Below are 12270 nucleotides of genomic sequence, written 5' to 3' on the forward strand. Positions count from 1 at the left end.
CTCCGTCCAGCCCTGGCCCTTCGCGGCCTCGAGGCCGGCGAGCGCGGCGTCGCCGGCACCCTGGTCCTCGTCGGCACGGCCATCGTCGAAGCCTGCGAGCACCCGCGAGACCTGCTTGAAGGTGCACACCTTGGCCGGGCCGCGCGTGGGGGCGACGTCCTTGCCTGCGCGGAGGTCGTCCACGACCTGCTTGGCGGACTCGGGGGTCTGGTTGTCGAAGAACTCCCAGTTGACCATCATCACGGGCGCGTTGTCGCAGGCCGCGTTGCACTCGAGGCGCTCGAGCGTGATGGCGCCGTCCTCGGTGGTCTCGTCGTGGCCGACGCCGACGTGCTCGGAGAGCTCGTCCCAGATGCGGTCGCCGCCCATGACGGCGCACAGCGTGTTGGTGCACACGCCCACCTGGTACTCGCCGTTGGGACGGCGCTTGTACTGCGTGTAGAACGTGGCGACCGCGGACACCTCCGCGGCGGTGAGCTCGAGCTGGTCGGCGCAGAACTGGATGCCGTCGGGGCTCACGAAGCCGTCGACGGACTGCACCAGGTGGAGCATCGGCAGCAGCGCGGAGCGCTTGACCGGGTAGCGGGCGATGATCGCGGCCGCGTCCTCGGTCAGCTGTGCGAGCGTGGTCTCGTCGTAGGTCATCGGTCGACGCCTCCCAGCACCATGTCGATGGTGGCGATGGCGACCACCACGTCGGCGACCTGGCCGCCCTCGGTGAGGATGCCCAGCGCCTGAAGGTTGTTGAAGCCCGGGTCGCGGAAGTGCGCGCGCCACGGCTTGGTGCCGCCGTCGGAGACGAGGTGGACGCCCAGCAGGCCCTTGGGGCCCTCGATCGCCGAGTACACCTGGCCGGCGGGGACCTTGAAGCCCTCGGTCACCAGCTTGAAGTGGTGGATCAGCGCCTCCATGGACTCGCCCATGATGTGGCGGATGTGGTCCAGCGAGTTGCCCTGGCCGTCGGAGCCGACGGAGAGCTGCGCGGGCCACGCGATCTTCTTGTCCGCGACCATGACGGGCTCGCCCTCGCTGGCCTCGAGGCGGTCGGCGCACTGCGCGACGATCTTGAGGGACTCGTAGCACTCCTCGAGACGCAGCACCACGCGCGAGTACGCGTCGCCGTCGGTCGAGGTGGGCACCTGGAAGTCGTAGGTCTCGTAGCCGCAGTACGGCTCGGACTTGCGGAGGTCGTACGGCAGGCCTGCCGAGCGCAGGATCGGGCCCGTGACGCCGAGCGCCATGCAGCCCGCGAGGTCCAGGTTCGCGACGCCCTTGAGGCGGCCCTTGAAGATGGGGTTGGCGAGCTGGAGGTCGACCAGCTCGTCGAGCTTCTGCTTGACCTTGGGGATCATCTCGCGGATCGCCTTGACGGCGCCCTCGGGCGCGTCCTGGGCGACTCCGCCCGGGCGGATGTACGCGTTGTTGGTGCGCAGGCCCGAGATCATCTCGATGACGCGGAAGGTGTCCTCGCGCGCGATGAACGCGGTGGTCATGACCGTGGTCGCGCCCATCTCGTTGCCGCCGGTGCCGACCGCGACCAGGTGGGAGCCGATGCGCGTGAGCTCCGCCATGAGGACGCGCAGCACGTTGGCGCGCTCCGGGACATCGTCCGTGATGCCCAGCAGCTTCTCGACGCCGAGGCAGTAGACCAGCTCCTGCGACATGGACGCGACGTAGTCCATGCGGGTGCAGAAGGTCACGCCCTGGGTCCAGGTGCGGTACTCCATGTTCTTCTCGATGCCCGTGTGGAGGTAGCCGATGCCGGCACGGGTCTCCGTGACGGTCTCGCCCTCGATCTCGAGCATGACGCGCAGCACGCCGTGCGTGGACGGGTGCTGGGGGCCCATGTTGACCACGATGCGCTGCTGGCCCAGGCGGGCGGCCTCGTCCGCGATCTCGCTCCAGTCGCCGCCGTAGGCGCTGTACTCGGGTGCGTCCGGGTCGTCCGTGAACGCGCCGGTCGCGTGCGGTGCAGTCTGGGTCATCGGTACTGCCTCCGGTTGTCGGGCGAGGGGATCTCCGCGCCCTTGTACTCCACGGGGATGCCGCCGAGCGGGTAGTCCTTGCGTTGCGGGTGGCCTACCCAGTCGTCCGGCATCTCGATGCGGGCCAGGGAGGGGTGACCGTCGAAGACGATGCCGAAGAAGTCCCAGGTCTCGCGCTCGTGCCAGTTGTTCATCGGGTACACGGAGACGATGGACGGCACGTGCGGGTCGGCCTCGCTCACCGCGACCTCGAGACGCAGGCGGCGGTTGTGGGTGATCGACTGCATCGGGTAGACCGCGTGCAGCTCGCGCCCCGCATCGGCCGGGTAGTGCACGCCGGACACGCCCAGGCACATCTCGAAGCGGAGGTCCTGGTCGTCGCGCAGGTGCTGCGCGACCGCGATCAGGTGCTCGCGCGCGATGCGCAGCGTCAGCTCGCCGCGGTCGACAACCACGTGCTCGATGGCGGCCGCGGCATCGTCCCCGAGCAGCTCCTCGAGCACGTCGACGACGCCGTCGAACCACTCGCCGTAGGGACGCTCGGATGCGCCGGGCATCTGCACGGGACGGACCAGGCCGTCGAAGCCGGAGGTGTCGCCCTGCGCCCCGAACTGGCCCTGGCGGACGTTGATGAGCGTGATCTGGTCGCGGTCACCGGGCTGGGGGCCGCCCTGCGGGGCCCCGGTACCGGTGAGGTCCTGGGAGTCGCTCAACGCAGCAGGCCCTTCATGTCGGAGGTGGGGGTCGCGGCGAGCGCTGCGGCCTCGGCGGCGGCGGCGATCTCGCGACGGTTGCGCCCCATGGGGGTGCTCTTGACCTGCTCCTGGAGCTCCAGCAGCGCGTGGAGGAGCATCTCCGGGCGCGGCGGGCAGCCGGGCAGGTAGATGTCCACGGGGACGATGTGGTCGACGCCCTGGACGATCGCGTAGTTGTTGAACATGCCGCCGGAGGACGCGCAGACGCCCATCGAGATGACCCACTTCGGGTCCGCCATCTGGTCGTAGACCTGGCGGACGATGGGCGCCATCTTGTTGGACACGCGGCCGGCGACGATCATCATGTCGGCCTGGCGCGGCGAGCCTCGGAAGACCTCGGAGCCCATGCGCGAGATGTCGAAGCGCGGGGTGCCCGTCGCCATCATCTCGATCGCGCAGCACGCGAGGCCGAACGTGGCCGGCCACAGCGAGCCCGCCCGCATGAAGCCCACGAAGTCCTCGACCATGCCGAGCATGAACGGGGGAGCGCTCTCCTCAATACCCATGTGTCAGTGCCTCAGTCCCACTCGAATCCACCACGGCGCCACTCGTACACGAACGGGATCGTGATGAGGGCGAGGAAGGTCATGATCGCGATCAGCCCGAACCAGCCGAGCGCGCCATGCGCGACGGCCCACGGGTACAGGAACACGACCTCGATGTCGAAGACGATGAACGTCATGGCGACCAGGTAGTACTTGATCGGGATGCGACCGCCGCCGGCGGCGCCCGGGGTGGGCTGGAGGCCGGACTCGTAGCGGTCGAGCTTCGCGGCGTTCGCGCGCTTGGGCCCGAGGATCGAGCTGACGAACAGACCGGCCCCTGCCAGCAGTCCCGCGATCACCATCATCACGATGATCGGCACGTACGGATTCACCGGAGATTCCTTCCGTCTTCCTCGAGGTCGCCGATGCCGTCAGGCCGCTGGAGCGACCCGTGTCAGGGCGGACAGCAGCTTGTCGGCCCAGTTGCCGCCATGCGGCTCGTAGACATCTGCCAGCAGTCTAGACGTGAATTCCATGACCAAAGGACTAGGAAGCCCGTACCGCGTGCACACCTTCATCACGGTCGGATGCTCGACCAGCGACGCGAAGACGCGGCCGAGCGAGTAGTACCCGCCCAGGTCGTCCTTCATCATCCGCGCATAGCTCGCGAGCGCGGCCTCCGTATCGCGCGCGCCGTTTGCGTCACGGGATGCAACCGCGGCCTCGGTCGCGCGCCGCGCGGCCTGCATCGCGTACGCGATCCCCTCGCCGTTGAAGGGGTTCACCATGCCGCCCGAGTCGCCCACGAGCATCATGCCCGGGACGTAGTGCGGCTGGCGGTTGAAGGCCATCGGGATCGCGGCGCCCTTGATGTCGCCCACCTGCTCGCCCAGCTCCCAGTCCTCGGCCGAGTGGTCGAGCCAGTCGCGCAGCAGCGCGCGGTGGTCGAGCTTGGGCGGCGTGCCCTTCGCGCTGAGGGTGCCGAGGCCCACGTTGGCCGTGCCGTCGCCCAGCGGGAAGATCCACCCGTACCCGGGCAGCAGGTTCGAGCGCCCGCGCTCTCCGTCCCAGATCTCGAGGTGGCCCTCCATCCACTCCTCGTCGTGCCGGGGAGTGGTGAAGTAGGTGCGGACCGCGACGCCCAAGGGCCTGTTGTCCTTGCGCTCGATGCCCATCCCGAGCGCGATGCGGGCGCTCACGCCGTCCGCGGCGATCACCAGCGGTGCGCGGAACTCGGTGGGCTCGCCCACCTTGCGGCCCCGCTCGTCCGTCTCGCGCGCGATCACGCCGACCACGCGGCCGCCTCCGGCGTAGCCGTCCTGACGCTCGTCGCGGATGACCCCGTCCACGTGCCAGCCCTCGCGCACATCGGCGCCGGCCGCGCGTGCGTGCTCGGCGAGGCGGTGGTCGAACTGGGCGCGCGGCAGCGACAGCCCGTAGCTCGGGAAGCTCTCGAGGTCATGCCACGGGAACTCGAGGCGGTGGCCGCCACCCACCATGCGGAGGCCGTGGTTGGGGATCCACCCCTCCTCGCGCGGCGTGGGCAGGCCGATGAGGTCGATCTCGCGCACCGCGCGGGGGGTGAGGCCGTCGCCGCACACCTTCTCGCGCGGGAAGCGGGTCTTCTCGAGGGCGATCACGGAGAACCCCTCGGCAGCCAGGTAGCGCGCCGCGGCGGCACCGCCCGGCCCGGCTCCGATCACGATGACATCAGCCTCAGCACTCACCCGACAAGCGTAGAGGCGTGCGCGAGGTGCTCCGTGCGGGACGGTCCCCGGGTCGCTCGGCGCGCGCAAGCGCCTACCCCGACGGTCGGTGCACGATGCGCACCCGGAACGGGCACGGAACGTCGGGATGGACAGGCCGCAGGCTGGGCCCAACCCGACCCTCGGCGCGCGCCTGCCCGCGCTGAGTCACCCCTGATGGGTACGGTGAACGTATGAGCGACGCGGGCGTCACCTGGGCGGGTACTCATGCGTTCACGGCCGAGCGGCTGGTGGAGGCCTCCTCGGTCGATGACGTCCTCCGCGCGGTCAGGACCGCCCCCGGGCGGATCAAGGCGCTCGGCACGCGCCACAGCTTCAACGACATCGCCGACACCGACGGCACGCTCATCACCGTCACGGGCATCGACGACTCCCCTCTCATCGACCTCACCAGCCCGGCCTGGCCCACCGTGAACGCGCCTGCCGGCATGCGGTACGGGGTGCTGGGCGGGTGGCTCCAGAAGCGCGGCTGGGCGCTGCACAACACCGGCTCGCTCCCCCACATCTCCGTCGCGGGCGCCACGGCCACGGGCACCCACGGCTCGGGGGCGCGCAACGGCTGCCAGTCCACCGCGCTGTGCCGCATCGAGTACGTGGGCGCCGACGGGGACGAGCACACCGCGCGCGCGGGCCAGCCCGGGTTCGAGGGCCTCGCGGTCGGGCTCGGCGCGTACGGGATCATCACGGAGGTCACGCTCGCGATCCAGCCGACCTACGACATCCGCCAGGACGTCTACACCGGCATGCCGTGGGAGCACCTCCTCGACGAGACGCCGGCGATACTCGCCGACGCGTACTCGGTCTCGATCTTCACCACGTGGACCGAGCCGACCGTCCAGCAGATCTGGCGCAAGAGCGGGATCGGCCTCGACGTGGCGCCTCCCGACGAGTGGCACGGCGCGACGCGCAGCCCGGAATCCGACGCACGGCTGGTCGACGGCGACCCCGACGCCCTCACGCCGCAGGGGGGCCGTCCCGGCCCGTGGAACGAGCGCCTCCCCCACTTCCGGCTCACGCATGTGCCGTCCAACGGCGCGGAGATCCAGACCGAGTACTTCGTGCCCATGGAGGTCGCAGGCGAGGCCCTCGCGGCGGTACGTGCGATCGGCGAGCACATCACCCCTCACCTGCTGGTCTCGGAGCTGCGGGCCGTCGCCTCCGACGACCTGTGGCTGTCGGGCGCCTACGGCCGCGACACGCTCGCGATCCACTTCACCTGGGCGCGCTCCCCCGAGGCGGTGCGCGCGCTGCTTCCCCTCGTCGAGCGCACCCTGGAGCCGTTCGACGCGCGTCCGCACTGGGGCAAGTGGCATGCGTTCGACGCGGCCGCGATCGCGCGCGTGCACCCCAGGGTGGGCGACGCACGCGAGCTCTTCGAGTCGCTCGACCCCACGGGACGGTTCGTCAACGACTACCTCGTGCGGGTCGGCGTCCGCGCGGCCCGATGAGGCGACACGGCGTGCCGTCCGGGCATCGTCCGCCGCCCGCGCGGCTCTACTCTGGCGGGGTGACCGTCCACGCCGCCTCCCCAGGCCCCCTGCATGTCCGCACCGTCGCGATCGAGGACCCAGGCGACCTGATCGCCGCGCTGCCGCAGGCCGGGATCTCGTGGGTGCGACGGGGCGAGGGCATGATCGCGTGGGGCGAGACCGCACGGCTCGACACCGCGGGCGCGGAGCGCATCGACCAGGCGCAGCACTGGTGGCGGCTCCTGTGCCGTCACGCGGTGACCCAGGACGAGGTCCGCGCGCGCGGCACCGGGCTGGTGGCCTTCGGCTCGTTCGCGTTCGCGGACGCCTCGGCCGCAGGCGGCGCGCTGGTGGTGCCGCGCTACGTGATCGGCCGCCGCGAGGGCCGCGCGTGGTTCACCACGATCCTCACGGCGGATGAGGCACCGGAGAGCCTCGACGATGCTCTGGCCGGGGCCGCGGCGCCCACGCATACCGGAACTGTCACCCTCGCGCGCGGCGACGAGCCCGCATGGACCGAGGCCGTCGACGCCGCCGTCGCGCGGATCCGCGACGGCGAGCTCGAGAAGGTGGTCCTCGCGCGGGCCGTCGAGGCCCGGGCGGACGGGCCCGTCGATGTGCGCTCCGTGCTCGCGCGCCTCGCGGACGAGTACCCGATGTGCTGGGCCTTCCATGTCGATGGCCTGGTGGGTGCGACGCCCGAGCTGCTCGCCCGCGTGGACCACGGCCTGGTGACGTCGCGCGTGCTCGCCGGCACCATCCGCATGACCGGTGACGACATGCGGGACCTTGCGCGCGCCGGGGCCCTCGCGCGCTCCTCCAAGGACCGCGAGGAGCATGAGTACGCCGCTCGGTCCGTCACGCAGGTCCTCGAGCGCCACTGCGGCTCGGTCAACGTGCCCGACGAGCCTTTCGTGCTGCACCTTCCCAACGTCATGCACCTCGCGACCGACGTGACGGGCGTGCTCTCCCACAACGTCGACGCGCTCGAGCTGGTCGCGGAGCTCCACCCGAGCGCGGCCGTATGCGGCACCCCGACCCTCTCCGCCGCGCGCGCGATCGACGAGCTCGAGGGTCTCGACCGCGGCCGGTACGCCGGCCCGGTCGGCTGGATCGACGCGGGTGGCGACGGCGAGTGGTGCATCGGGCTGCGCTCCGCCGAGATCTCGCGCGAGGACCCGACACGGATGCGGCTGTTCGCCGGGTGCGGCATCGTCGCCGCGAGCGAGCCCGCGTCCGAGTGGGCGGAGTCCGAGGCCAAGCTCGAGCCGATGCGGCGTGCGCTGGAGGCGCAGCTCGAGCCGGAGCCCGAGCCCGAGCCCGAGCCTGAGCCCGAGCCCGCACCTGAGCCCGAGCCTGAGCCCGAGCCCGCACCTGAGCCCGAGCCCGCACCCGCCCGCTCCCGTCGGAGCAAGCTCGCCCCCGAGGTCGAGTTCGACGTGCCCGCGCCTGCCATCTCCTCGTCAGCGCGCTACGACGTGGGCGACGACCCGGCGTTCCCCACGCTGCACCTGGACGATGCCGCGATGGGCGCCATCCCGACCCTCGCGGGCGGCAACCCCGCACGGAAGCATCGTCACGGGGAGCCCGACCTCCACGGCTGGGACTCCGCGGCCTGGGAGGAGCGCTACTCGTCGCGCGAGGCGGTGTGGAGCGCGCAGCCCAACGCTCAGCTCGTCGCCGAGGTCGCCGGCACGCCCGCGGGCCGCGCGATCGACGTCGGCTGCGGCGAGGGCGCCGACGCGGTCTACCTCGCGACGCTGGGTTGGGAGGTCACCGCGATCGACATCTCGCCCACCGCGGTCTCACGCGGCCGCGAACGCGCCGAGCGCGCGGGCGCGGAGATCGCCGCACGCATCGACTGGCGCGTCGCGGATGCGCGGACCGCCGATGTCCACGAGCAGTCGTTCGACCTGGTCGCGAGCCACTACGCGCATCCGGAGGACGGGATCGCGAGCCTGGTCGACCGCCTCGCCGCGCTCGTGTCGCCCGGCGGCATCCTGCTGGTGGTGGGCCACGATCCGTCGGACCCCCACACGCACGAGCACCCCCGCCTGAGCGAGACCGCGTTCCGCGCGGACCAGGCCGCGGCGGCGCTCGACGCCACGGCGTGGGAGGTCGAGGTCGCGCAGGTGAGGGCCCGCCCCGCGAACGATGCGGATGGTCAGCCGGCGATCCGTCGCGACGCGGTGCTCCGGGCCCGGAGGCTCTGACGGTTGCGAAGGTGCCTCGCTGACACATGGGTGCTCGCACTTACGCCTGTGCGAGCACCCATGTGTCAGCGAGAGGTCGATGAGGGGTCCTAGACGACCGCCTCGACCACCTCGAGCGTGGTCAAGGGCTCGGCGAGCGCCTCGGTCAGGTCGCCCGCCGAGCGGACGGCACGGTGCGGCACGCGGTACCCCGCGCACAGCGATGCGAGGTCGGCGCCGTGCGGCGTGGTGAACACCCGCTCGAGGTTCTCGGCCGGCGCTGCGGAGTGCTCGAGCCCGGAGAAGATGGTGCCGCCACCGTCGTTGACCACCACGATGCGCAGGCGCGGGCGTCGCTCGCGCGGCCCGATCAGCATCCCTCCCGCCTCGTGCAGGAACGTCACGTCCCCCATCAGCGCGTGCACCGCGCGTCCGGAGCCGAAGGCCACGCCGGCCGCGGTGGACACCGTCCCGTCGATCCCGGCCAGGCCGCGGTTGGCGAGCAGCACGGGCGCGGCGCCCGCGGATGCGGCGGGCATGAACCTGTCGAGCGCCCGCACGGGTCCCGACGACCCCACCACCCCCCACACGTCCGGCCCGAGCGACTGCGCGAACGCGACCGCCGCGACCCTGGGCCCCCACCCTTCCGGGGTGTGGACGCGTGCGCCCGCGGACCGCCACTCGGCGAGCCAGGCGGGGTCCGCATCGTCCTGCGCGACCGACCACAGCCAGGACGCGGGCACGTCGCGGCCGACGCGTTGCGCGTGCGGCGGCGCCTCGCGCCAGCGCGCGCCGAACCTCGCCACGATGAGCGCCGGGGCACGCGCGATGAGCGCCTGCACGGGGCGCGTCAGCGTGGGCCGGCCGATCACCACCACCTGGTGCACGCGCGCGGCGAGGTCGGCTCCCTGCTGCGACTCGAGAAGTCGCACGTAGTCGGGGATGCAGTGGGATCCGGATCGCGCGAGCGAGGTCGGCTCGGCGAGCAGCGGCCAGCCGTGAGCCTCGGCGACCTGGCGGGCGACGTCCCCCGCGCCGTCGCCCGCGATCACCACGCCGCGCGCCACGGGCGGCAACGGCGCGGGCTCGCCGCGGTCCGCGACCACCGGGATGCCGCCGGTGGGCGTGGGAAGCCGCGGCGGGTCGTGCCACACGCCGCCGTCGGCGCCGAGCGGCTCGCGGAAGCCGACGTCGAGGTGCACCGGTCCCGGCGCGGCCGCCATGTCCTCCCGCGCGCGGTCCCCGAGCGCCGCCCGCACGGCCCGCTCCGCGAGCGCCGTGACCCGATCGGGCCGGGCGCCCAGGTCGGTGGCGGGGACATCGGCCTCCCACCGCACGAAGCCGCCGAAGATGCCCACCTGGTCCGTGGTCTGGTTCGCGCCGACGCCTCGGAGCTCGGCCGGCCTGTCCGCCGTGAGCAGCAGCAGCGGCACCCCCGAGTGATGCGCCTCCATGACCGCCGGAAGGAGGTTGCCGACCGCGGTGCCGGAGGTGGTGACGATCGCGACCGGGCGAGGATCGCCCGCGGCGGCGCGCCCCCGCGCGATGCCGAGGGCCAGGAAGGCCGCGGACCGCTCGTCGATGCGGACATGGAGATCGACACGCGGGGCTCCGAGAGGCGGGTTCTCCGCCCCTGCCTCCGCGAGCGCGTGCGCGAGCGGTCCCGAGCGGGAGCCCGGGCTGAGCACGTAGTCCTCGACGCCGCGTTCGACCAGCGCCGCGACCAGCGCACGGGCGAAGGCCCCCGACGGATGCTCGCTCATGCGATCACGTCCAGCGCGACCGGTCCGATGACGCCGTCGCGCGGCACGATCGTCTCGCGCACCGTGTCCTCCGCGAGGAGCGCGCCGGTGCCGAGCCCGCACGCGTACGGCAGCTCGGGCACCGCGCGCGCGAGCGCGACGCCCGCCGCGAGGCCCACCGAGGACTCCATCGCGCTCGAGACCACGATGGGGATGCTGTAGCGGTCCACCACGTCGAGGCAGTGGCGCACGCCGCCCATGGGCGCGACCTTGAGGACCAGGATGTCGGCGGCACCGGCACGCATCACCTCGTCGGCATCGCCGGGGATGCGCACGGACTCGTCGGCAGCCACGAGGACATCGGTGCGACGGCGGACCTGCGCGAGCTCGGCGACGCTCCGGCACGGCTGCTCGACGTACTCGAGCCCCGGGCCGCCGCCCGCACGTGCGGCGGCGTCGAGCTCCTTGAGCACCGTCACCGCGGTGTCGACGTCCCACGCGCCGTTCGCGTCGACGCGCACCCGGCCCTCAGGGCCCAGGGCGACGGCGACGGCCTCGACGCGTCGCACATCGTCCCGCCAGCCGCCGGTGCCGGCGACCTTCACCTTGGCGGTGGTGCAGCCGCCCGCCTTCGCGAGCTGCGCGGCGCGGCCGGCAGGGAGCTCCGGGACGATGCTGTTGACCGGCACCACGTCGCGTACCGGCGCGGCCCACTCGCCGCGCGCCGCCTCCATCGCGGCCTCCCACCACCGGGAGGCACGCTCGGGCGTGTAGTCGTCGAAGGGCGAGTACTCGCCCCAGGCATCGTCCCCGTCTGGACCGGTGCCGCGGATGAGGACGCCGTGACGCTCGGTGACGCCACGGAAGCGCGTCGACAGCGCGACGCGGAACGGGCGGAACTCCATGGGCTCAGCCTAGGGCGGGCCGCACTACGCTCGGATGCCATGAGCGACATCCCGGCGCAGGTCTCCGACCTCATGGATCCGACCCAGTGGCGCGCGATCGAGGGCTTCCCCGACGCGGACATCACGTACCACCGCTGGGTGGCCCGGACCGAGGACGGCGAGCGCGACCTGCCCGCCGTGCGCATCGCCTTCAACCGCCCCGAGGTCCGCAACGCGTTCCGGCCGCAGACCGTGGACGAGCTCTACCGTGCGCTCGACCACGCACGCCAGACCGTGGAGGTCGCCGCGATCATCCTCACGGGCAACGGCCCCGCAGAGGACGGGGTCCACGCCTTCTGCTCGGGCGGCGACCAGCGCATCCGCGGCCGCGACGGCTACCTCTACGAGGGCACCGCGGCGGACGCGCCCGCGTACGGCGGGCGCCTCCACATCCTCGAGGTGCAGCGCCTCATGCGCCACTCCCCCAAGGTGGTCATCGCCGCGGTCAACGGCTGGTCCGCCGGCGGCGGGCACTCGCTGCACGTGGTGAGCGACCTGTCGATCGCGAGCCGCGAGCACGCACGCTTCAAGCAGACCGACGCGAACGTCGGGTCCTTCGACGCGGGCTACGGCAGCGCGCTGCTGGCACGGCAGGTGGGCGACAAGCGGGCGCGCGAGATCTTCTTCCTGGCCCGCGAGTACTCGGCGGACGATGCGGAGCGGTGGGGCGGCGTCAACGAGTCGGTGCCGCACGCCGAGCTCGAGGCGCGCGCGCTCGAGTACGCGCGGATCATCGCCACCAAGTCGCCGCAGGCCATCCGCATGCTCAAGTTCGCCTTCAACCTCGCGGACGACGGCCTCGCCGGCCAGCAGGTCTTCGCGGGCGAGGCGACCCGCATGGCGTACATGACGGAGGAGGCGCAGGAGGGCCGCGATGCGTTCCTCGAGCGCCGCGAACCCGACTGGACCCGCTTCCCCTACGCGTACTGACG

10 protein-coding genes and 1 pseudogene are annotated in these 12270 nt (G+C 72.5%); 3 read left to right on the plus strand and 8 right to left on the minus strand.

Annotated elements, in window-relative coordinates:
• Positions 1–3: 3 nt before the first annotated feature.
• From nuoE to AOM00_RS06405, 6 genes and pseudogenes are all read right to left on the minus strand, one after another.
• Positions 4–645: pseudogene (gene nuoE, locus AOM00_RS06380) on the minus strand (NADH-quinone oxidoreductase subunit NuoE); the annotation flags it as partial.
• Entirely contained in the window at positions 642–1985 is a 1344-nt protein-coding gene (locus tag AOM00_RS06385; RefSeq protein WP_062303113.1) for an NADH-quinone oxidoreductase subunit D, read from the minus strand. The pseudogene nuoE and the gene AOM00_RS06385, both read right to left, overlap by 4 nt.
• Entirely contained in the window at positions 1982–2698 is a 717-nt protein-coding gene (locus AOM00_RS06390; protein WP_062516996.1) for an NADH-quinone oxidoreductase subunit C, read from the minus strand. Before AOM00_RS06390 ends, AOM00_RS06385 begins: the two co-directional genes overlap by 4 nt.
• The gene (locus tag AOM00_RS06395; RefSeq protein ID WP_062516997.1) at positions 2695–3246 is read right to left on the minus strand and encodes an NADH-quinone oxidoreductase subunit B; all 552 of its coding nucleotides are present in this window, start codon (positions 3244–3246) and stop codon (positions 2695–2697) included. Before AOM00_RS06395 ends, AOM00_RS06390 begins: the two co-directional genes overlap by 4 nt.
• A gap of 11 nt (positions 3247–3257) precedes the next feature.
• Entirely contained in the window at positions 3258–3617 is a 360-nt protein-coding gene (locus AOM00_RS06400; RefSeq protein WP_156159068.1) for an NADH-quinone oxidoreductase subunit A, read from the minus strand.
• Positions 3618–3656: 39 nt separating this feature from the next.
• Complete coding sequence (locus tag AOM00_RS06405; protein ID WP_062516998.1) at positions 3657–4952, minus strand: geranylgeranyl reductase family protein; 1296 nt, start codon at positions 4950–4952, stop codon at positions 3657–3659.
• 212 nt (positions 4953–5164) lie between these two features.
• On the opposite strand from AOM00_RS06405, the gene AOM00_RS06410 reads away from it, so the two are divergent.
• Together AOM00_RS06410 and AOM00_RS15930 are read left to right on the plus strand one after the other, a co-directional pair.
• Positions 5165–6439, plus strand: coding sequence for a D-arabinono-1,4-lactone oxidase (locus AOM00_RS06410; RefSeq protein ID WP_062516999.1), 1275 nt, complete (start codon positions 5165–5167; stop codon positions 6437–6439).
• Positions 6440–6498: 59 nt separating this feature from the next.
• Positions 6499–8673 carry an isochorismate synthase gene (locus AOM00_RS15930; RefSeq protein WP_369345420.1) on the plus strand — a complete coding sequence of 725 codons (2175 nt, stop codon included), beginning with the start codon at positions 6499–6501 and terminating at the stop codon, positions 8671–8673.
• A gap of 89 nt (positions 8674–8762) precedes the next feature.
• On the opposite strand, the gene menD is transcribed toward AOM00_RS15930, so the two are convergent.
• Both menD and AOM00_RS15395 read right to left on the minus strand, forming a co-directional pair.
• Positions 8763–10415 (minus strand): 2-succinyl-5-enolpyruvyl-6-hydroxy-3-cyclohexene-1-carboxylic-acid synthase, encoded by a 1653-nt coding sequence (menD, locus tag AOM00_RS15390; RefSeq protein ID WP_156159069.1) that lies wholly within the window; start codon positions 10413–10415, stop codon positions 8763–8765.
• The gene (locus tag AOM00_RS15395; protein ID WP_156159070.1) at positions 10412–11299 is read right to left on the minus strand and encodes an o-succinylbenzoate synthase; all 888 of its coding nucleotides are present in this window, start codon (positions 11297–11299) and stop codon (positions 10412–10414) included. Before AOM00_RS15395 ends, menD begins: the two co-directional genes overlap by 4 nt.
• 39 nt (positions 11300–11338) lie before the next feature.
• Here AOM00_RS15395 and AOM00_RS06430 point away from each other — a divergent pair, with 39 nt between their 5' ends.
• Positions 11339–12268: a 1,4-dihydroxy-2-naphthoyl-CoA synthase gene (locus tag AOM00_RS06430; RefSeq protein WP_062517001.1), complete on the plus strand. Its 930-nt coding sequence runs from the start codon at positions 11339–11341 to the stop codon at positions 12266–12268.
• Positions 12269–12270 lie beyond the last annotated feature (2 nt).

The organism is Demequina gelatinilytica, from assembly GCF_000971115.1.
Taxonomy (GTDB): Bacteria; Actinomycetota; Actinomycetes; order Actinomycetales; family Demequinaceae; genus Demequina; species Demequina gelatinilytica.